At 51.3% G+C, this 18,407-nt stretch carries 21 protein-coding genes and 1 tRNA gene; 10 read left to right on the top strand and 12 right to left on the bottom strand.

Annotated elements, in window-relative coordinates:
* The first annotated feature begins 15 nt into the window (after nucleotides 1-15).
* Genes QWJ10_RS19565 through fabI form a run of 5 tightly spaced genes read left to right on the top strand, consistent with a single transcriptional unit; the run spans nucleotide 16 to nucleotide 6,389 of the window.
* A complete protein-coding gene (locus QWJ10_RS19565) occupies nucleotides 16-1,845 on the top strand; it encodes an extracellular solute-binding protein (RefSeq protein WP_197872237.1) in 1,830 nt (609 codons plus the stop codon).
* The gene (locus QWJ10_RS19560; RefSeq protein ID WP_197872238.1) at nucleotides 1,845-2,927 is read left to right on the top strand and encodes a microcin C ABC transporter permease YejB; all 1,083 of its coding nucleotides are present in this window, start codon (nucleotides 1,845-1,847) and stop codon (nucleotides 2,925-2,927) included. The genes QWJ10_RS19565 and QWJ10_RS19560 overlap by 1 nt, the downstream gene beginning before the upstream one ends.
* The gene (locus QWJ10_RS19555; RefSeq protein ID WP_289929179.1) at nucleotides 2,927-3,949 is read left to right on the top strand and encodes an ABC transporter permease; all 1,023 of its coding nucleotides are present in this window, start codon (nucleotides 2,927-2,929) and stop codon (nucleotides 3,947-3,949) included. The genes QWJ10_RS19560 and QWJ10_RS19555 overlap by 1 nt, the downstream gene beginning before the upstream one ends.
* Nucleotides 3,927-5,576: an ABC transporter ATP-binding protein gene (locus QWJ10_RS19550; protein ID WP_289929178.1), complete on the top strand. Its 1,650-nt coding sequence runs from the start codon at nucleotides 3,927-3,929 to the stop codon at nucleotides 5,574-5,576. Before QWJ10_RS19555 ends, QWJ10_RS19550 begins: the two co-directional genes overlap by 23 nt.
* A gap of 18 nt (nucleotides 5,577-5,594) precedes the next feature.
* A complete protein-coding gene (fabI, locus tag QWJ10_RS19545; RefSeq protein ID WP_289929174.1) occupies nucleotides 5,595-6,389 on the top strand; it encodes an enoyl-ACP reductase FabI in 795 nt (264 codons plus the stop codon).
* A 34-nt stretch (nucleotides 6,390-6,423) separates the two neighbouring features.
* Here fabI and QWJ10_RS19540 read toward each other — a convergent pair whose 3' ends face one another.
* The 5 genes from QWJ10_RS19540 to pcsA all read right to left on the bottom strand — a co-directional run bounded on the left by QWJ10_RS19540 (nucleotide 6,424) and on the right by pcsA (nucleotide 9,276).
* Nucleotides 6,424-7,254, bottom strand: a complete 831-nt coding sequence (locus QWJ10_RS19540; RefSeq protein WP_122042227.1) for a formate/nitrite transporter family protein — start codon at nucleotides 7,252-7,254, stop codon at nucleotides 6,424-6,426.
* A 13-nt stretch (nucleotides 7,255-7,267) separates the two neighbouring features.
* Nucleotides 7,268-7,513: a hypothetical protein gene (locus tag QWJ10_RS19535; protein WP_289929172.1), complete on the bottom strand. Its 246-nt coding sequence runs from the start codon at nucleotides 7,511-7,513 to the stop codon at nucleotides 7,268-7,270.
* Between the two features lie 191 nt (nucleotides 7,514-7,704).
* Nucleotides 7,705-8,079 carry a response regulator gene (locus tag QWJ10_RS19530; protein WP_010794872.1) on the bottom strand — a complete coding sequence of 125 codons (375 nt, stop codon included), beginning with the start codon at nucleotides 8,077-8,079 and terminating at the stop codon, nucleotides 7,705-7,707.
* A 92-nt stretch (nucleotides 8,080-8,171) separates the two neighbouring features.
* Complete coding sequence (locus tag QWJ10_RS19525; RefSeq protein WP_197872241.1) at nucleotides 8,172-8,378, bottom strand: hypothetical protein; 207 nt, start codon at nucleotides 8,376-8,378, stop codon at nucleotides 8,172-8,174.
* Between the two features lie 190 nt (nucleotides 8,379-8,568).
* Entirely contained in the window at nucleotides 8,569-9,276 is a 708-nt protein-coding gene (gene pcsA / locus QWJ10_RS19520; RefSeq protein ID WP_010794874.1) for a phosphatidylcholine synthase, read from the bottom strand.
* A 371-nt stretch (nucleotides 9,277-9,647) separates the two neighbouring features.
* Between pcsA and dusA the strand changes: the two genes are divergently transcribed.
* Nucleotides 9,648-10,658, top strand: a complete 1,011-nt coding sequence (gene dusA / locus QWJ10_RS19515) for a tRNA dihydrouridine(20/20a) synthase DusA (RefSeq protein WP_125888309.1) — start codon at nucleotides 9,648-9,650, stop codon at nucleotides 10,656-10,658.
* Nucleotides 10,659-10,703: 45 nt separating this feature from the next.
* The gene (tal, locus tag QWJ10_RS19510; protein WP_010794876.1) at nucleotides 10,704-11,627 is read left to right on the top strand and encodes a transaldolase; all 924 of its coding nucleotides are present in this window, start codon (nucleotides 10,704-10,706) and stop codon (nucleotides 11,625-11,627) included.
* 12 nt (nucleotides 11,628-11,639) lie between these two features.
* Here tal and rssC read toward each other — a convergent pair whose 3' ends face one another.
* The gene (rssC, locus tag QWJ10_RS19505) at nucleotides 11,640-12,122 is read right to left on the bottom strand and encodes an anti-sigma factor antagonist RssC (RefSeq protein WP_074823947.1); all 483 of its coding nucleotides are present in this window, start codon (nucleotides 12,120-12,122) and stop codon (nucleotides 11,640-11,642) included.
* The gene (gene rssB, locus QWJ10_RS19500; RefSeq protein ID WP_122042222.1) at nucleotides 12,119-13,303 is read right to left on the bottom strand and encodes a two-component system response regulator RssB; all 1,185 of its coding nucleotides are present in this window, start codon (nucleotides 13,301-13,303) and stop codon (nucleotides 12,119-12,121) included. The genes rssC and rssB overlap by 4 nt, the downstream gene beginning before the upstream one ends.
* 224 nt (nucleotides 13,304-13,527) lie before the next feature.
* Here rssB and QWJ10_RS19495 point away from each other — a divergent pair, with 224 nt between their 5' ends.
* Nucleotides 13,528-13,827: a PilZ domain-containing protein gene (locus QWJ10_RS19495; RefSeq protein ID WP_074823944.1), complete on the top strand. Its 300-nt coding sequence runs from the start codon at nucleotides 13,528-13,530 to the stop codon at nucleotides 13,825-13,827.
* A 56-nt stretch (nucleotides 13,828-13,883) separates the two neighbouring features.
* On the opposite strand, the gene QWJ10_RS19490 is transcribed toward QWJ10_RS19495, so the two are convergent.
* Nucleotides 13,884-14,531 carry a VacJ family lipoprotein gene (locus QWJ10_RS19490; protein WP_037030381.1) on the bottom strand — a complete coding sequence of 216 codons (648 nt, stop codon included), beginning with the start codon at nucleotides 14,529-14,531 and terminating at the stop codon, nucleotides 13,884-13,886.
* 215 nt (nucleotides 14,532-14,746) lie between these two features.
* Here QWJ10_RS19490 and QWJ10_RS19485 point away from each other — a divergent pair, with 215 nt between their 5' ends.
* Nucleotides 14,747-15,013 carry a DUF4404 family protein gene (locus QWJ10_RS19485; RefSeq protein WP_010794881.1) on the top strand — a complete coding sequence of 89 codons (267 nt, stop codon included), beginning with the start codon at nucleotides 14,747-14,749 and terminating at the stop codon, nucleotides 15,011-15,013.
* 2 nt (nucleotides 15,014-15,015) lie between these two features.
* Here the strand turns inward: QWJ10_RS19485 and queF are convergent, their stop codons facing one another.
* The 3 genes from queF to QWJ10_RS19470 form a co-directional block, all read right to left on the bottom strand.
* Nucleotides 15,016-15,849: an NADPH-dependent 7-cyano-7-deazaguanine reductase QueF gene (gene queF, locus QWJ10_RS19480; RefSeq protein WP_125888308.1), complete on the bottom strand. Its 834-nt coding sequence runs from the start codon at nucleotides 15,847-15,849 to the stop codon at nucleotides 15,016-15,018.
* A gap of 65 nt (nucleotides 15,850-15,914) precedes the next feature.
* The gene (locus QWJ10_RS19475; RefSeq protein WP_125888307.1) at nucleotides 15,915-16,694 is read right to left on the bottom strand and encodes an ABC transporter permease; all 780 of its coding nucleotides are present in this window, start codon (nucleotides 16,692-16,694) and stop codon (nucleotides 15,915-15,917) included.
* Nucleotides 16,691-17,623 carry an ABC transporter ATP-binding protein gene (locus QWJ10_RS19470; RefSeq protein ID WP_125888306.1) on the bottom strand — a complete coding sequence of 311 codons (933 nt, stop codon included), beginning with the start codon at nucleotides 17,621-17,623 and terminating at the stop codon, nucleotides 16,691-16,693. Before QWJ10_RS19470 ends, QWJ10_RS19475 begins: the two co-directional genes overlap by 4 nt.
* Before the next feature lie 163 nt (nucleotides 17,624-17,786).
* Here QWJ10_RS19470 and QWJ10_RS19465 point away from each other — a divergent pair, with 163 nt between their 5' ends.
* Nucleotides 17,787-18,197, top strand: a complete 411-nt coding sequence (locus QWJ10_RS19465) for a PA2817 family protein (RefSeq protein WP_010794885.1) — start codon at nucleotides 17,787-17,789, stop codon at nucleotides 18,195-18,197.
* Nucleotides 18,198-18,281: 84 nt separating this feature from the next.
* Here the strand turns inward: QWJ10_RS19465 and QWJ10_RS19460 are convergent.
* Nucleotides 18,282-18,357, bottom strand: a tRNA-Gly gene (locus QWJ10_RS19460).
* Between the last annotated feature and the right edge of the window lie 50 nt (nucleotides 18,358-18,407).

Raw genomic sequence — 18,407 nt, 5'->3', positions numbered from 1 at the left:
ACAATGAGCGCTAAGATGGCCCTTCGTTTTTCTGCCTGGATTCATGGCGCTCTTTTCGCCGCCGCGCTAGGGCTGGTGTATGGTAACGCCCATGCTACCCCTCAGCATGCAGTTACCTTGTATGATGAGGCCCCCAAGTATCCAGCAAACTTTAGTCATTTTGATTACACCAATCCAAATGCTCCTAAAGGCGGCACCTTACGCCTGTCCGGCTTCGGTAGCTTCGATACGCTCAATCCCTTCAACAACAAGGGGACGCCCCCTGTCCAGATCAGCCTGATTTATGAAACGCTGACATTTCATGCTCAGGATGAGCCTTTCACCGAATACGGGTTGCTGGCCGAAAAGATCGAAAAAGCCTCTGATAACAGCTACGTTCGCTTTTACCTGCGTCCCCAGGCTCGATTCAATGATGGAACACCAGTCACGGCTGATGACGTAGTGTTCACCTTCAACGCTTTGGTCAATCAGGGCGATCCGCTCTACCGCAGCTATTACGCGGATGTAAAAGAAGTCAAAGCTGAGAGCCGGCTGGTGGTCCGTTTTGACTTCAAGACAACCCAAAATCGTGAGCTGCCTCTTATTCTGGGGCAGCTACCGGTTCTGCCTAAGGCATGGTGGGCCAGCCGGGATTTTGGGAAGTCTTCTCTGGAACCACCTCTTGGTAGCGGTCCTTACCGAATCGCCAGCCTGCAGGCCGGGCGCTCGCTTAGGCTTGAGCGTGTAAAAGACTGGTGGGGTAAGGATCTTGCCGTTAACAAGGGCTTCTACAACTTCGACACTATCACGGTTGACTACTACCGCGATCAGAACGTAGGACTGGAGGCGTTCAAGGCGAATCAGTTCGATGTGAACCAGGAGATGTCCGCCAAGAATTGGGCAACTGCTTACGAAACACCGGCTTTGAGAGAAGGACGCATCGTCAAGGCGGAAATACCTAATCATGAGCCTCAAGGCATGCAGGCTTTTATTTACAACCTGCGCCGTCCCATGTTCCAGGACAAGCGGGTGCGCCAGGCTATTGCAGTTCTATTCGACTTTGAATGGAGCAATCGTCAGCTGTTTTACGGCGCCTATACACGTAACAACAGTTACTTCGAAAACTCCGAACTGGCTGCCAGAGGACTACCCGGCCCAGAAGAGCTGAAGATTCTGGAACCTCTACGCGATCAACTGCCTCCACAAGTCTTTAGCCAATCGCTGGAGCCTTCCCGTACCGACGGAAGCGGAATTATCCGACCGCAACAACGAGAGGCGTACCGGCTCTTGCTGGAAGCGGGCTATCACATCGAAAATGATCGCATGGTGGATGCACAAGGCAATCCACTGCGCTTTGAGTTCATGTTGGCCCAGCCCGCCTTTGAAAGAGTGCTGCTGCCCTACAAACGCAACCTCGCGGAAGTTGGTATCACCCTGGATATTCGGCGGGTAGATGTATCCCAGTTCGTCAATCGTGTACGCTCCCGCGATTTCGATATGACAATTTTCAGCTGGCCACAGTCCAGCTCGCCCGGTAATGAACAGCGTGACTTCTGGCACTCAACCAGTGCAGATGACCCTGGAAGTCGTAATCTGCTTGGACTGAAGGACCCTGCCATCGATCGTCTCGTGGAAATGCTAATCAGCGCCGATACTCGTGCTTCACTAATTACCCATGCCAAAGCGCTAGATCGCGCCTTGCTTTGGGGATATTACGTCGTTCCCAACTGGTATACCGACCGCTGGCGAGTTGCCTATTGGAACCGCTTCGGACGCCCCACTAAGCAACCCGACTCCGATTTCGGCCTTATGACTTGGTGGCAAGTCAGCGATACGGCGCGCAAAACGTCGCAGGTGAGCCCCTGATGCTGTCCTATGCCCTGCGACGACTGCTGCTGATTATTCCTACGCTGTTCGGCATCTTGCTCATCAACTTCATCATTATTCAGGCCTCTCCTGGCGGCCCTGTTGACCAGGCCATGGCTCGCCTGCAAGGTTTGGGCGCGGGTGGCGCAACAAGCCGCATTACGGGCGGCGGGAGCGAGTCGGCAGAGCATGGCAATACACATTATCGCGGTGCCCAGGGCCTAGACGCGGATCTGATCAAGCAGCTCGAAAAGCAATACGGCTTTGATAAACCTGCAACGCAGCGCTTCTGGCTGATGATAAAAAGCTATGCCCAACTGGATTTTGGCCAGAGCTTTTTCAGGGACGCCAAAGTAACTGACCTTATCCTGGAAAAGTTGCCGGTCTCAATTTCCCTTGGCTTGTGGAGCACACTGATTCTGTATTTGGTCAGCATTCCACTCGGCATTACCAAGGCTATCCGCCACGGCAGTACGTTCGATGTATGGACCAGCTCTGCCATCGTCATTGGCTATGCGATCCCGGCCTTTCTGTTCGGTATCCTGCTGATCGTACTGTTTGCGGGCGGCAGTTATCTGCAATGGTTTCCACTGCGCGGCCTAACGTCACCCAATTTCGAGGAACTGACGCTAGGTGGCAAGATCGTCGACTACTTCTGGCACTTGGCGCTCCCGGTCACCACCCTTGTGATCGGCGGCTTTGCAACGCTTACGTTATTGACCAAGAACAGTTTTCTAGACGAGATCAATAAGCAGTATGTCATCACCGCACGGGCCAAAGGCCTGACAGAGCGTCGCGTCCTCTATGGGCATGTTTTTCGAAACGCTATGCTTTTGGTCATATCAGGTGTCCCTGCGGCATTACTGGGCGTATTTTTCACCGGCTCATTATTGATTGAAGTAATTTTTTCCCTGGATGGCCTCGGGCTGCTTAGCTTCGAGTCAGTCATGAGCCGGGATTACCCAGTCGTATTCGGAACACTGTTTTTATTCACCCTGTTCGGGTTGGTGACCAAATTAATCAGCGACCTAACTTATATGCTGATTGATCCTCGCATTGACTTCGAAAGCCGAGACTACTGATGCCGCGTCTTTCCCCCCTCAATCAACGCCGCTGGAGTCGCTTCAAGGCTCATAAACGAGGCTGGTATTCGCTCTGGCTGTTTATCGTCCTGTTTGTTCTTTGTCTCTGCGCAGAGCTCATTGCCAATGACAAACCCTTGGTCATTCATGTCGATGATCAGTGGTATTTCCCTGCGTTGGTGCATTACAACGAAACAGACTTTGGCGGTGAGTTTCCTCTGGAGCCCAATTACAAAGGCCCCTACTTCGAAAAGCTGATGGCTGAAAAAGCAGCCTCTATGGTATGGCCGCTCATTCCTTTCAGCTACGACAGCATCAATTACGACCTCAATGTCCCAGCCCCCGCCCCACCCTCGGCACAAAATTGGCTAGGAACGGATGATCAGGCAAGAGACGTTCTGGCCCGTATCATCTATGGCTTTCGCATATCGGTCCTATTCGCCTTGATTCTAACCATCGGCAGCAGCCTGATTGGCGTGCTTGTAGGCGCGCTACAAGGTTATTTCGGCGGTTGGGTAGATCTTCTAGGGCAGCGCTTTCTGGAGATCTGGTCAGGTCTGCCCGTGCTGTTCCTACTGATCATCCTGTCCAGTTTTGTACAGCCTAACTTCTGGTGGCTGCTGGGCATCATGCTGCTGTTTTCATGGACGTCTCTGGTAGATGTTGTGCGCGCTGAATTCTTGCGTGGCCGTAACCTTGAATATGTACGTGCGGCACGCGCGCTCGGCATGAAAGATCCTGCGATCATGTTTCATCATATTTTGCCAAACGCCATGATCGCTACCATGACCTTTCTTCCCTTCCTGCTCACGGCAGCGATTGGAACCTTGACGTCCCTGGATTTTCTAGGGTTTGGGCTTCCGGCTGGTGCACCCTCCCTGGGCGAGCTGATCGCTCAGGGTAAAGAGAACCTGCAGGCGCCATGGCTGGGCATCTCGGCCTTTGTGACATTGGCCTTGATGTTAAGCCTTCTAGTATTCATTGGCGAGGCGGCACGCGATGCATTTGACCCCCGAAAATAACGTGGCGTCTTCTGCCCAGCAGACCACCCGACTGCTTGAAGTGCGTGATCTGTGCGTCGAATTTCGTAACGGACAAGAGATAATTCGTGCAGTCGAGCAGGTATCGTTCGATATTTACCCTGGCGAGACCTTGGCTCTTGTCGGTGAAAGCGGCTCGGGCAAGTCAGTAACAGCCCATTCGTTGCTGCGTTTATTACCAGCGTCCACCGCCCACTATCCTGCCGGCCGTATCCTGTACGGTGGCCAAGATCTGCTGAAGTTGCCTGAAAGGAAACTGTACGGAATACGCGGGAATCGCATCGCCATGATCTTTCAGGAGCCGATGACGTCCCTCAACCCACTGCATACACTCGATAAGCAGCTAGGCGAAGTCCTGGCGCTGCATAAAGGCATGAAAGGTCTTACGGCACGCAAGCGTATGGTCGAACTTCTCGACCTGGTAGGCATTCCCGATCCAGCCAGCCGCCTTTCAGCTTACCCACATGAGCTTTCGGGCGGTCAGCGTCAGCGCGTTATGATTGCCATGGCGCTGGCATGCGAGCCGGATCTGCTCATTGCTGACGAGCCCACTACTGCACTGGATGTTACCGTTCAGCAAAAGGTTCTACACCTTTTGAAAGATCTGCAGAAGCGATTAGGCATGTCGATCCTACTTATCAGCCATGATCTGAACCTGGTACGTCAGATTGCCGATCGAATATGTGTCATGCAACGTGGTCGCATCGTCGAACAGGAAACGTGCAAGACGCTGTTTCAACATCCACAGCATCCTTACACACAGTTACTGCTGGCAGCGGAGCCGAGTGGCGACCCGATTCCCAGCCATCCTGCACCTGTAGAGCTGGCTACTGAACATTTGAGCGTCTGGTTTCCGATTCGTAAAGGGCTGTTTCGTCGAACGGTTGATCACGTAAAAGCCGTTGACGACGTCTCACTAGCGGTTCCACGAGGTCAAACCTTGGGCATTGTGGGTGAGAGCGGCTCTGGTAAAACCACATTGGGCCTGGCCATTCTTCGTCTATTGGAAAGCCGCGGCCGCATACGCTTCGGCAATCAGGCGCTTGATCAGTTATCCTCTGCCCAAATTCGACCGTTGCGGCGACAGATGCAAGTGGTCTTTCAGGACCCTTACGGTAGCCTGAGTCCACGCATGTCCGTTAGCGACATCGTGGGAGAAGGACTGAGAATCCATCGCATAGGAACACCAGAAGAACAGGAGACAGCAATAATCAGGGCATTACGGGAGGTAGGACTCGATCCAGAGGTCCGCCATCGTTATCCTCACGAGTTTTCAGGTGGGCAACGGCAACGCATCGCCATTGCCCGGGCCCTGATAGTGAAACCTTCGTTGATCTTGCTGGATGAGCCTACCTCAGCGCTCGACAGGACAGTTCAGCGGCAGGTCGTGGACCTGCTTCGCGATCTGCAGGCCAAACACAATCTGACTTATCTGTTCATCAGCCATGACCTGGCTGTTGTAAGAGCGCTGAGTCACCAACTGCTGGTGATGAAAGCGGGCCAGGTTGTAGAACAAGGGAGTGCTGAAGATGTCTTTCAACGACCTCAGCACCCGTATACACGGCAGTTATTGGATGCGGCACTTGCATCGTCCGCCCCTGCCTATTAACCAAGAGGAAGAAAACACATGGGATTTCTCGCCGGTAAGCGCGTCCTGATCGTAGGCGTCGCCAGCAAATTGTCCATTGCCTCCGGTATCGCTGCTGCGATGCACCGTGAAGGTGCCGAACTGGCCTTTACCTATCAGAGCGACAAGCTCAAGTCCCGCGTTGAAGAGTTCGCGGCTGGCTGGGGCTCCAATGCCGATTTGTGCTTCCCTTGCGATGTTGCCAAAGACGAAGAAATCGAAGCGGTGTTTACAGAGCTCTCCAAGAAGTGGGACGGCCTGGACATCATCGTTCACTCTGTTGGCTTTGCACCCGGCGATCAGCTGGATGGCGACTTTACTGAAGTGACAACCCGTGAAGGCTTCCGTATCGCTCACGACATCAGCGCCTACAGCTTTGTTGCGCTGGCCAAGGCGGGACGCGAAATGATGAAGGGCCGCAACGGCAGCTTGTTGACCCTGTCCTATCTGGGTGCCGAGCGCACCATGCCCAACTACAATGTCATGGGCATGGCCAAGGCCAGCCTTGAGGCAGGTGTCCGCTATCTGGCAGGCAGCCTTGGCCCGGAAGGCACTCGCGTCAATGCCATCTCGGCTGGCCCCATTCGCACCCTGGCAGCATCGGGTATCAAGAGCTTCCGCAAGATGCTTGCGGCTAACGAACGCCAAACCCCTCTGCGTCGCAATGTGACCATCGAAGAGGTCGGCAACGCCGGTGCCTTCCTGTGCTCGGACCTAGCATCAGGCATCAGCGGCGAAATTCTTTATGTCGATGGCGGCTTCAACACTACCGCCATGGGTCAGATAGAAGAGTGACGTAAACATAAAAAAGGCCCCTAAGGGGCCTTTTTTATGGCGTATCGCTCCGTATCTGGGCATGGCTAAGAAGAGTAAAAATAAACGTTCCGCCTACAATATTACCTGCCAAGGTAGGTCCAGCGAAGACAAGCCCAAACTCTGTCCATGAAAGCTCGCCGGAAAACACTAGATAAGCCACCTCAGCCGATCCCACGATAATGTGGGTGAAATCGCCCAAGGCCATCAGATAGGTGATCGCAATGATTATCCAGATCTTGGCCTGCTCCGCTGACGATATCATCCAGACCATGGTTGCAATCATCCATCCGGAAATGATTCCTTTCGAGAACATCTCCGGCACGCCATTTTCCATTACTTTCCGGCCAATCTCCAAAAAGGCCGCGTCCACTTTGGGTTCGAATAGCGGAAGGTGAAGCACGACATAGGAAATGAGCGATGTACCAATCAAGTTACCTATAAGAACGATGCCCCATAGCCGCAGCAACTGTTTGAACATATGTAATGACGGCTGCGTCATTACAGGAAGTACTGCCGTGATGGTGTTTTCGGTGAAAAGCTGTTGTCGAGCCAGAATGACAGCCAGAAAACCCACCGAGTAACCAAAGCTCGAAATAATCTTGCTTGTCTCTCCCTCAGGAAGGTGAGAATTCAAGAGCCCCATCGCTATCAGCGAAAGGCCCATAGTTAGCCCTGCGCCCAGAGCGGACCAGAAAAGCGCACTGCTACTTCTCTCAAGCTCCTGTTCGCCTTGCTTTCTGATCGTTTCATGGAGAACCGCCGCGCGGGGCGGCTGGTTCTCACTAACATCCTGCTCTTCCTCGGCGGTAAGACCAGGCGTTTTTCCCTTATCAACCGGATCCATAGAGCTTCCTCGCTCAGCGGGTACTTTCTTCCCAGATAAGACCGCCATCCTCAGTGACTTCAACTACCCGACTAAGCGCTGCGTCAGCAGCTTCTTCAGCCTCGGATGCCAAGTCGAAATGCCGCTCGGTGGCTACACGGTGAAAATGAGGCTGACTTCCTTCCTCTCGGGCCTTAACGCCAATCACGGCTTCAAAGCCGTCTTGCGCAGGTACGGCGGATGAAATCGCTTCGAAATGTTCGAAATGCTTGATTGCCATAGATACAGTCCTCTCCACATTAACGTTGGCGTCCACAAGCCAACCGGATACTTAGTAGACTGATAAGGCTAGGAAACGATCTGCCTGAGGTATAAAAGAATAAGTATCTGTTAGTACAACACAACAGATCACCATGCCATGGCAGAGCATCGACTGTTGTCGGCAGAAAGTTGGATCAACTAAAAGCAGCGTTAAGCCAGGAGCCGCTGGATATAGTCCTGCAGCTTGTCCAAAGCAAAAGGCTTGGCCAATACTGGAGCTGTCCCAATCAAAGGACTGCCTGTATCCATGATTTCAGCCGGATAGCCACTGATAAACATTACTTTTAGGTCAGGACGTAGCTTAAGTGCCGGCTCGGCAATCATTACGCCCGACACGCCATCAGGCAATCTGTAGTCAGTGATCAGAAGATCAAGGTCAGGCTTTGTAGCCAAAATGAGAAAGGCTTCGGTCGATGAAGGCGCCTGAAGCACCTTGTAACCAAGCTCAGTAAGGTAATCAACGAGTATTAACAAGACCTGAGGTTCATCCTCTACGATTAATACCACTTTATCTGTAGAACTCATGAACCGTCTCACTCGATTAAACACGCAGCTTTGACCACGAAACAGGCTCAAGTTCCCCAGATTGGAAACTTGAGCTTTTAAATCTATATACCTTACTTATCGCTTTTATCGCCCTGCTCTTCTTTTGGTGAAGGCGTGACGTCACCCCCCACGTCAGCGCCGGCGCCTTTACCCGAGGATGATCCGTCAGGCGTCCCCATGCCGGCAGAGTTAGGGCTTGTCTTATCGTCAGCCAATGCCATGCCAGTTACAGACATCAGTCCCGTCAACGCCAACACAGCTAGTGCTTTGGTTTTCATAGCGGCCCCCGTCTTAGATTAGTGGTCTTCTTTTCACTTCGAAGCATTGCCTCGTCAAAGATAGACCTGATCACTCGACAGGTGTTCAAGGCCAATGATCTCTATACGACCGACACTTTCATTACCAAAACTCATGAGCAATAAAAAGCCCCGCATGAGCGAGGCTTTTAGGCAAAGGCGATTCTAGCGCTTAAGCACGCAGGTGACCAAACCACTCAATGGCCGAGCGCCAAATGCAGATTCCAATGAAGTATCCAGACATGGCAAACCAGATTGCCAACAAGGTTGGACTATGGTCAGGATGATTAAGAATCAGCAACATACTGCACAGCAGCCAGACGAACGTTACTGCAATATTGATAGGCATGAACTTGCGCACTCGGAAAGGGTGCAAGAATTTCATGCGCGTCAAGGTCAGCATCGCCAGCACAATAACGCCCAATAGCGTCAGCCACGGTGCTGGCGACAGGATATACAAATAAAGCGCCACCACATTCCAGGCTGCCGGAAAGCCTACAAAGTAGTTATCGCTGCTCTTCATGTTCACGTTACAGAAACAGAACAAGGAAGACACCAGAATCACTGAAACGGTAAAGAGCGCGGTGTAGCTTGGTAAAGGTATGTACTTGTAAATGAACAGCGCCGGAATGAAGACATACGTAAGGTAGTCAATCGCCAGATCAAGTACTGAACCGTCGAAATGGGGCAGAACAGATTTGGTATTGAGCTTGCGCGCCAGGGTTCCGTCCAGACCATCTACAATCAGGGCAGCACCGAGCCACAGCAGGCATTCTTTGGGCTGATTATCAAACAGGGCAAGTGTTGCAAGCAACGCCAGGACAACACCCGTGGCGGTGACGCCATGGGCGCCCCAGGCTTTGAGCTTGTCTGAGGGCATGGTCAGTATCACAGCGAATCTCTTCGTGGTATGAAATAAGGCTTATACAGTCGGCGCAAAGAAAAACAAACCGACCATATGGTTAATAAATCAGATCTAGAATACAGGAGTTTGGAAAGGATACCGATACGAACATTTATGATGCTACCGACAAGACAAAGCGTACCCCTATAGAGTTCGCTGGAATATGAGGTATTTCGTCTTTTTGGCGTCTTCTGAATTAAAAAGCACGCGTAGCCAAGGATACGATACCGATCTTCGATCAGACGCAGGCTTTCCTGATAAGCTAGCGCTCAAGCTCGCCGAAGTTACTGACCTCTATTTCCGATGTCGTATTGGAGCAGGCTGTAACGTTGTAACTGGAACACCTCATGACCGCCTCGAACACTTACCCAGCCTTGAACAAGCCTTCTACACTGTTACGCCGCTTCTCCGTTGCGCCAATGATGGACTGGACGGACAAACATTGCCGCTTTTTCATGCGCCTGCTTTCGAAGCGAACACTGCTTTACACCGAGATGGTAACAACAGGCGCCTTGCTTCGAGGCGATCCGGCACGCTTTTTAGCGTACGACCAAAGTGAGCACCCTATCGCGCTGCAGCTAGGCGGTAGTACTCCGCATGAGCTGGCAGCCTGTGCTCGCCTGGCCGAAGCAGCAGGTTACGATGAGGTCAACCTGAACGTTGGCTGCCCAAGCGATAGGGTACAGAATAACATGATTGGTGCCTGCCTGATGGCCCATCCTCAACTGGTGGCTGATTGCGTAAAGGCAATGCGCGACGCGGTAAGCATTCCCGTTACGGTAAAACACCGTATTGGGATCAATGGCCGAGACAGCTATGATCAGCTGCAGGAGTTCATTACCACCGTCAACGAAGCGGGCTGCAATAGTTTTACCGTACACGCACGCATTGCCATCCTGGAAGGATTGTCTCCCAAGCAGAACCGTGAAGTCCCGCCGCTGCGTTATGACGTAGCCGCACGACTGATGAATGATTTTCCGGATCTTGAATTCATTCTGAATGGCGGCATTAAGACCCTGGAAGACGCACAGACTCACCTGAAGACTTTCAATGGCGTCATGCTTGGCCGTGAGGCTTATCACAACCCGTATCTTCTAGCGTCTGTGGATCAACGGCTGTTCGGTGATGACCGTGCCATTACGACTCGGCACCAGGTGTTACAGTCGCTTCGTCCTTATATAGACAAGCATCTGGCGTCAGGCGGCGCCATGCATCACATAACCCGGCACATTCTGGGCCTTTCGCAGGGAATTAAGGGAGGGCGCCGCTTCAGGCAGCTACTCTCAGTAGATGTGCATAAAAGCTCGGAACCGCTACGTATATTTGACCAAGCCACTGAACTCTTGGAAGGTCATTGAATCTGGTCAAACACTCTAATCACTACGTGAGGATCGATAGCAAGCATGAACAAGCTAGAGCAACTCAAGCAATACACTACAGTAGTAGCCGATACAGGTGATCTGGACGCTATCACGCGTCTGAAGCCTGTCGATGCTACGACCAACCCTTCCCTTCTGCTGAAGGCGGCAGCATTGCCCCGCTACGCTCAACTGCTAGGCGACGCTCTCAACGATACGGGTGACGACATCGGCCTGGCTTGCGACAAGTTTGCGGTTGCTGTTGGCAAGGAAATTCTTAATGTCATTCCGGGTCGCATTTCGACTGAAGTCGATGCCAGGCTTTCGTTTGATACAAATGCAACCCTGAGCCGTGCAGAGCGCTTGATTGACCTGTACGAGAAAGCCGGAATCAGCAAAGACCGAGTACTCATCAAAATTGCCTCCACATGGGAAGGCATTCGCGCTGCTGAAAAGCTCGAAAAAGATGGTATTCAAACTAATCTGACTTTGCTTTTTTCCTTTGCCCAGGCGGCAGCTTGCGCTGATGCTGGCGTTTTCCTGATCTCTCCATTCGTTGGTCGTATCTACGACTGGTACAAGAAAGCCGAAGGCCGTGACTTTACTGGAAAGGAAGATCCAGGCGTACAGTCAGTTTCCCGTATTTATCAGTACTACAAAGCCAACAAGTTCGAAACCGTGGTGATGGGTGCAAGCTTCCGCAACCTCAACCAAATCGAACAACTGGCAGGATGTGATCGCTTGACGATCAGCCCAGAGCTACTGCAGAGCCTGTCTGAAGATGAAGGCACGCTTGAGCGTAACCTGGTAGCAGGCGGCACAGCCGAGCCGTTGCATTCCCTTAACGAAAGTGCTTTCCGCTGGTCTTTGAATGAAGACGCCATGGCCACCGAGAAACTGGCGGAAGGCATCCGCCAATTCGCTCGTGATCAGGAAAAACTGGAAGGCCTGATTAGCGCCAAGAAGTAATGCCTGATCTAGTCAATGCTTTTCTAAAGCATTGACTAGATCCTTGAACGCTTCACGATTGGATTCATTCAAACTCATCAGTATACGATGAGCCTCTAGCACCTTATCCCTGACGACTTCCTCAGACTCATCCTGCGGGGGGAGGTCATGCAGACAGTCCGAACATGGCACGGGCTGATTCACGATATTGAATACCTGATCAAAACCCATCGAATCCAACAGTCGTGTGATATCTGGATTGGTGGTGACCAATGTTGGCAATAGGCCAATCTTTTGACGTGAAAGAATAGAGAGCTTTGCCAATAAGCCTAGCGTCGTACTATCGATACTTTTAGTGTCGATCAGATCGATTACGATTGATGAGAAATTCAACGCAGAAAAGATCTGTTCAATAGTGGCATCCAGCGCCGAGCATAATGTCAAGCGCACCTCGCCGATGAATTTGAGCACAAAGGTGCCATTCATTTCAGCGAACTGGATTTTACCGGTACTCATGCAAGGTTCCTGCTTAACACCAGCATGGCGATATCATCCGGCATCTCGCCCAAGTTGGCCAGTCCAAGCTGTTTCGAAATCCCACCTAGCGTCCCATTGGCCAGGCGGACCTGTTCAGGTAAAGAAGCCTCTTTCGCTTTCAAGTTCTCTCCAGGTAATAAATCAAAAATCCCATCGGAAAACAGCGCAAGGCTGAAACTGGCGGGTAACTCCAAAGTATGGTCTGAATAGCTGGCCTCTTCAAAAAGGCCAACCGGAAACCCCTTTCCCTGCAAAAAGCATGTTTCTTCTGCTGTGTGCAACACAGGAAGCGGCAAATGCCCACCAATACTGTAAGTAAGTACGCCACTGTCTTCATCGATCACGCCACCCAACATGGTAACGTGTTTGCCCAGCTTACAGTTCAGCAAGCCACGATTGATATGCCCCAGCACATCGGAAGGCCTGAACTCAGGCAGAGTGCCATTACGACGAGATTCATACAACAGCCGCGTCGTCATAAACTTGAGCAACACCGTTACAAACGCTGACGACGCTCCATGCCCGGAAACATCTGCCAGATAAAAAGCGATACGGTGCTCATCAACGCGAAAATAATCAACAAAATCACCAGACAGATACAAAGATGGAATGATCTGGTGAGCGAAATTCAAACCATTGGTTTCCCAAGGTGTTACCGGCAGCATATTCATTTGCACTTGCCGGCCGGCATTCTGGTCTTCCTGTAAAAGACTCAGGCTCGCCTGAAGCTCTCGATTGGCATTTTCCAGTTTGATGCGATAACGATCATTTTCAAGGCGAAGCCTTGCACGGTCGAGCGCCCGAATGACCGAATGTTCTAGAACAGCCAGATCCTCAAGAGGCTTGATGAGATAGTCGGCCGCGCCCAATCTCAGCGCCTCGACAACATCACTCATTACCCCTGCGCCCGAGAGGACTATGACAGGCGTATCGAGCGACATTTCCGAAATGCGCCGTAACAAGGAAAGCCCATCCAACTGAGGCATTCTAAGGTCGCAGATAATGAGATCCGGCTGCTCACGCTCGAAGACTTGCAAACCCTGCATGCCGTTCGAAGCCTGTAAGACCGTAAAGCCGCTATCTTCGAGATAGTCCGCCAGACTCAGGCGTACAACCTCATCATCATCGATAATCAAAAGTGTGGCGCTGGGATTAGGCATAAACTATCCAGGCATGCGTATCCCTATGAGGTGGTCTTTTGGATCAGGCCAGGGTGCACGCAATAGGTACTATTTTTAATACGGCGCAGACACTACTCCCATCAGCCGAGCCGTTCAAGCGCCCCTTCTATCCAAACGGCTGAGGCCAGCTTTACAAGGCCTTGAGGCTAAGGCTATATGGTTTCGTTTACTTGCGAAGTACCTTTATTGAGAGACTTGTTCCAATGAGCTTAAGCGATCGTTCGTACAGCGAAAAGCGCGACTTTATTAGAATGCAGATTGATTCCAAGGCTATTCTTCGGACAAATGGCGAAGAAATAGACGCAATTTGCCGTGATTTGTCGAGCACAGGGCTTCAGATCGAAGCTAAGAGTCACGTCAAGGAAGGAGACAAAGTGATCGTAGTGATCCCCTCTGAACACCCGGAGCTACAAGGGCTAGAAGCCGAAGCCGAAGTGATTCGCGTCACATCTTTGGAACAAGGCAGTCAACTGCTAGGACTCAGCATCCTTTCCATGAATTAGATCACAGATCAGCATCACGTCAAGCAGAGACCTGCTGCCTGACGTGATGAGTCCTCTTAAAAGTCGTCTACCACATTACCGTCTTTAATCTTGTATTCGCGACTTTGTAAGTAAGCGTTACGGATAAAGATGTACTTGTCGCCTGTAATCATTTTCTCGGCATCAAGCAGGTTAGCGCGTGTATCTACTACACTCAGCGCAAATGCCGAATTCCTCGCCGCTACATCACCCATATAGGGGTATGGCGAGGCATAGGAATCAGGAATTCGGCCTAGTCCATCACGTACTGTGCTGGGACCCAGGAAAGGCAAGACGACATACGGGCCGCTACCAACGCCCCAATGACCTAATGTCTGACCAAAGTCTTCGTCATTTCTCGTCAGTCCCGCATGAGTCGCCACATCAAATATACCCAATACACCCAGCGTGGTGTTCATGAGCAAACGTGCGGTATCTACACCGGCGGCATACGGTTTTGCCTGCAAAACGTCATTAGCTAAATTGCCAACATCACCAATGTTACGAAAAACATTACTGACTCCCGTTTGCACGACGTCAGGTGTGATCTTGTTATAACCCTGTGCGATAGGCTTCAGCGCATAGGTATCAAGCGTGTCATTAAAACGGAAAATACCTCGGTTGACCCCTTCCCATGGATCATCTTCCGAGGCAGCCAACACAGCGGTACTCGCGACAGTCAACATTGCGCCAAAGGCAATGCCGCCAATACGGGTACTCCATGCTCCTTTGTTAAACGGCATCATATTCTCCTGATGAGTTTGTCCAGTCTTACTGGCAGAGTGGCAAAATTATAACCGCGATGTCTTTGCAATTGGTTACGGATGAAACAACTTGCCTTATTGACCTTTGATCACTCAATTAGGTCTACAGGTGGGTACGCTTCAAAAGGAGAAAACGTATGCCCGCCTCTCGCCTGCAACAGGAGCTGATCGAACTACAGCACCAGCTCAAGACAAGTCCTCCTGAAAGCGAGGAAGATCGCGCCTCGCTAGAACTGTTAATCAGGGATATAGAACTGCAGCTTGCTCACGAAGACTCGACCAAGCCGGATTCCAATCTCGTCGATGGCGTAAATCTGGCAGTCGAGCGGTTTGAAGTCAGCCACCCCAGAGTAGCGAACACCCTCCGCTCGATCATGCAGAGCCTTGCGAGCATGGGTATCTGACGTCACTGACGGGCCAAGCGCCCTGCTACCGGCAGATGTGCGGCATGAGTGCTTCGATAAGGATTGATATCAAGCCCTCCCCGCCGCACATACCGCGCATAAACAGTAAGCGACTCCGGCTCCAGCACGCTACGCAAATCAAGAAACATGCGCTCGACGCACTGCTCATGAAAATCTGCATGGCGCCTGAAAGAGATGATGTAAGCGAGCAATGACGCCCGATCAAGCACTGCTCTGCCCTTATACTCTATCACGACGCTTCCCCAGTCCGGCTGCCCCGTAACCGGGCAATTGGAGCGAAGCAGATGACTATAAAGCGACTCTTTCACAAGCTGACCAGGTAAGGCTTTTAATAAATCTGGTCTAGGCACATCGTAGTGCTGTACCTCAATATCCAGCTCATCAATACAGCTTCCAGAGGGCGTAACAAACCCTTCCCTGGCTACTAAATCTATTGGCTTTACCAAAACCCCAACGTGGTCTCCTGCTGCCTGAGACAGATCCCTTGTTAAAACCTCAGTGAGCGCCTCAGGACCTTCGAATGTTGTCTGATTGAGTGAGTTCAGATACAGCTTGAATGATTTGGATTCGATGATATTTGGCGAGTTGGCCGGTATGGAGAACTCAGCAATAGCAGCGACAGGCTTACCTTTTGAGTTCAGCCAGGACAACTCATAACACGTCCATATATCCATACCGCAGTAAGGTAACGTTTCTCTTGTAAGCCCCAATTCGGTCCATTTAGGGCTACGCGGTATGGGATACAGCAACGAAGGCGTATAGATATCCACGTACTCGCTCGTTTTACCGAGCGGAGAATGATCGACAGTCTGCATAGAATTTCTCAAAAATCCGAGGCGCGCTATGTCAGATGTACTCTCGCCATAGCGCCCTCAATATATCAATGACGCATGCCGCGCCCGCTTATCAGTAGACGAATGCAGCATATATAGAGAACAACGGCAGCAATTAGCATAAGACCAATCGCGACACCAATTTGGATATCTGAGACGCCTAATATCCCATAGCGGAATGCATTGACCATATGCAGGATGGGATTAGCCATCGACATGCCCTGCCAGAACGGCGGTAGCAGATCGATCGAATAGAAGACCCCACCAAGATAAGTCAATGGCGTCAGGATGAACGTGGGCACTATAGAGATATCGTCAAAGTTACGGGCATAGACCGCGTTTATGAAACCACCCAAGGAAAAAATGGCAGCAGTCAGGATGATCACAAGCAACGTGATTCCTAAATGATGCACTTGCACATGGGTAAAAAATAAAGAAAGAACCGTAACGATAGCCGCTACTGCCAGCCCTCTCAGGATACCGCCACATGCATAACCAATAAGAATGACATGAGGTGATACAGGCGAGACCAGCAACTCTTCAACAGAGCGTTGAAATTTACTACTAAAAAAGCTTGATACGACATTGCTATAGGAATTAGTAATAACGGACATCATGATCAGGCCCGGCACAATATACTCCATATAGGAGAACCCGCCCATGCCTCCTATTCGGCTACCGATCAGATTGCCAAAGATAACGAAGTAAAGGGCCATAGTGATCGCAGGAGGCAACAAGGTCTGCGGCCAAATACGCGTAAAGCGCCGCACCTCCCGATGGACAATCGTTTGCAAGGCAATAAGGTTGGCTTTTATTTCAGTTTTCATCTCGCCACCTTGGCCAAGTTCTTTTCTACCAACGACACGAACAGCTCCTCAAGCCTATTAGCCTTGTTGCGCATACTGATGACGTCTACGCCTTGAGCATTCAACTGAGTGAACAGGCCATTGATTCCAACACTCTTGTCGACTTGCACTTCAAGCGAGTGACTGGTGATAAGCCTGACCGGATAATCTTGAAGAGAGGGCGCAACTGATAGCGCCTGCTTTACATCCAGAACGAATGTCTCGACATGTAGTTTCTGAAGAAGCTCACGCATGCTGGTGTTTTCCACAATGGTGCCATGGTCAATAATGGCAATGTTGCGGCACAGCTGTTCTGCTTCTTCCAGATAGTGCGTCGTCAGAATGATGCTGACACCCTGCTGATTGAGAGTGGTCAAAAAGCTCCACATCGAACGGCGCAATTCAATATCCACACCAGCAGTAGGCTCGTCCAGTATGAGCAACCTTGGCTTGTGAATGAGCGCCCTGGCGATCATCAAACGCCGCTTCATCCCCCCAGACAACATACGGGACGGGGTATCTCGTTTGTCCCAGAGCCCTAGCTGAGTCAGGTATTCCTCGGCACGCTCCTTGGCCTGCCTGGCAGGTATTCCGTAATAGCCTGCCTGCGTAACCAGAATGTCGAATGCCTTTTCAAACTGATTGAAGTTGAACTCTTGGGGCACAACCCCAAGACAGCGCTTGAGTCCTGCCGGATCACGATCCAGATCATGTCCGAAGACCGAAACCTGACCACTGCTTTTATTCACCAGCGTGGACAGAATGCCTATCGTGGTAGATTTTCCTGCGCCATTAGGTCCGAGAAGCGCAAAAAAATCGCCTTCGTTGACATCAAGGTCCAACCCCTTGAGCGCCTGGAAACCATTTCCGTAGGTTTTAGTGAGTTGCCGTATGGACAGAGCTTCGTTCATCTCGCTCACAAATTTCAGAAAATTAGAGGGGCTAAATGAGGGTGCAATACCCGATTTACAACCTTTGACGAATGTAAGCCCACATCATTCCAAATCGGGTGAGAAAAGACAGTCTGGCCATCCGCCTTTATACTGCTCCACTGTATATGAATGGGACATACACATGGCCACTGACTATTTGGAACACAACATGGCGCTTTTGGCGCACCTGCGGACCATATTGGCCGCATTGGGTGAGTCAGAGCAGATTCCTGAAGATAACCACGGGCTATTCTTGGACCGCTTCGACGAGCTTTTGACTGAGCTACCCAAACATCCGGAAGAAAACCATTATCTAGGGCAGGACCTGATCAGCCAGATTTTCCATCGCTATCCCCAGGTCGCCCATCTGGTACCCAGGGACCTGCTGTGGTTCTTTGGGGGAGATTGTCTTCACTTCATGCCTGACGAGGAAATCGCCCGCTACCAGGCACTGGATGAGCGCCGCTTCGAAGCAGAGGCTGCTGGAGAGCCCTTTGACTGGAATCAAGAGAAGCAATTGATGCTGCTTCCAGACAACGGACAAACTCATTAGATAAAGCGATGAGGGTCACAAAGGCCCTCATCAAAAACAAGATGCACAAACAAAAACACCGCCAAGAAGGCGGTGTTTTTAATTTGGAGCGGGAAACGAGACTCGAACTCGCGACCCCGACCTTGGCAAGGTCGTGCTCTACCAACTGAGCTATTCCCGCATATGGCGTCCCCTAGGGGACTCGAACCCCTGTTACCGCCGTGAAAGGGC

The sequence above is a fragment of the Pseudomonas sp. WAC2 genome, from assembly GCF_030403525.1.
Classification (GTDB): domain Bacteria; phylum Pseudomonadota; class Gammaproteobacteria; order Pseudomonadales; family Pseudomonadaceae; genus Chryseomonas; species Chryseomonas luteola.
Note: the sequence above shows the minus strand (reverse complement) of the source record. Positions and strands in the feature narration are given on the sequence as shown.

What these genes read in the sequence shown, in the direction of transcription:
- QWJ10_RS19565 (WP_197872237.1), top strand. Translation starts at nt 16, where the DNA reads ATGGCCCTTCGTTTTTCTGCCTGGATTCATGGCGCTCTTTTCGCCGCC.
- QWJ10_RS19560 (WP_197872238.1), top strand. Translation starts at nt 1,845, where the DNA reads ATGCTGTCCTATGCCCTGCGACGACTGCTGCTGATTATTCCTACGCTG.
- QWJ10_RS19555 (WP_289929179.1), top strand. Translation starts at nt 2,927, where the DNA reads ATGCCGCGTCTTTCCCCCCTCAATCAACGCCGCTGGAGTCGCTTCAAG.
- QWJ10_RS19550 (WP_289929178.1), top strand. Translation starts at nt 3,927, where the DNA reads ATGCATTTGACCCCCGAAAATAACGTGGCGTCTTCTGCCCAGCAGACC.
- fabI (WP_289929174.1), top strand. Translation starts at nt 5,595, where the DNA reads ATGGGATTTCTCGCCGGTAAGCGCGTCCTGATCGTAGGCGTCGCCAGC.
- QWJ10_RS19540 (WP_122042227.1), bottom strand. Translation starts at nt 7,254, where the DNA reads ATGGATCCGGTTGATAAGGGAAAAACGCCTGGTCTTACCGCCGAGGAA.
- QWJ10_RS19535 (WP_289929172.1), bottom strand. Translation starts at nt 7,513, where the DNA reads ATGGCAATCAAGCATTTCGAACATTTCGAAGCGATTTCATCCGCCGTA.
- QWJ10_RS19530 (WP_010794872.1), bottom strand. Translation starts at nt 8,079, where the DNA reads ATGAGTTCTACAGATAAAGTGGTATTAATCGTAGAGGATGAACCTCAG.
- QWJ10_RS19525 (WP_197872241.1), bottom strand. Translation starts at nt 8,378, where the DNA reads ATGAAAACCAAAGCACTAGCTGTGTTGGCGTTGACGGGACTGATGTCT.
- pcsA (WP_010794874.1), bottom strand. Translation starts at nt 9,276, where the DNA reads ATGCCCTCAGACAAGCTCAAAGCCTGGGGCGCCCATGGCGTCACCGCC.
- dusA (WP_125888309.1), top strand. Translation starts at nt 9,648, where the DNA reads ATGACCGCCTCGAACACTTACCCAGCCTTGAACAAGCCTTCTACACTG.
- tal (WP_010794876.1), top strand. Translation starts at nt 10,704, where the DNA reads ATGAACAAGCTAGAGCAACTCAAGCAATACACTACAGTAGTAGCCGAT.
- rssC (WP_074823947.1), bottom strand. Translation starts at nt 12,122, where the DNA reads ATGAGTACCGGTAAAATCCAGTTCGCTGAAATGAATGGCACCTTTGTG.
- rssB (WP_122042222.1), bottom strand. Translation starts at nt 13,303, where the DNA reads ATGCCTAATCCCAGCGCCACACTTTTGATTATCGATGATGATGAGGTT.
- QWJ10_RS19495 (WP_074823944.1), top strand. Translation starts at nt 13,528, where the DNA reads ATGAGCTTAAGCGATCGTTCGTACAGCGAAAAGCGCGACTTTATTAGA.
- QWJ10_RS19490 (WP_037030381.1), bottom strand. Translation starts at nt 14,531, where the DNA reads ATGTTGACTGTCGCGAGTACCGCTGTGTTGGCTGCCTCGGAAGATGAT.
- QWJ10_RS19485 (WP_010794881.1), top strand. Translation starts at nt 14,747, where the DNA reads ATGCCCGCCTCTCGCCTGCAACAGGAGCTGATCGAACTACAGCACCAG.
- queF (WP_125888308.1), bottom strand. Translation starts at nt 15,849, where the DNA reads ATGCAGACTGTCGATCATTCTCCGCTCGGTAAAACGAGCGAGTACGTG.
- QWJ10_RS19475 (WP_125888307.1), bottom strand. Translation starts at nt 16,694, where the DNA reads ATGAAAACTGAAATAAAAGCCAACCTTATTGCCTTGCAAACGATTGTC.
- QWJ10_RS19470 (WP_125888306.1), bottom strand. Translation starts at nt 17,623, where the DNA reads ATGAACGAAGCTCTGTCCATACGGCAACTCACTAAAACCTACGGAAAT.
- QWJ10_RS19465 (WP_010794885.1), top strand. Translation starts at nt 17,787, where the DNA reads ATGGCCACTGACTATTTGGAACACAACATGGCGCTTTTGGCGCACCTG.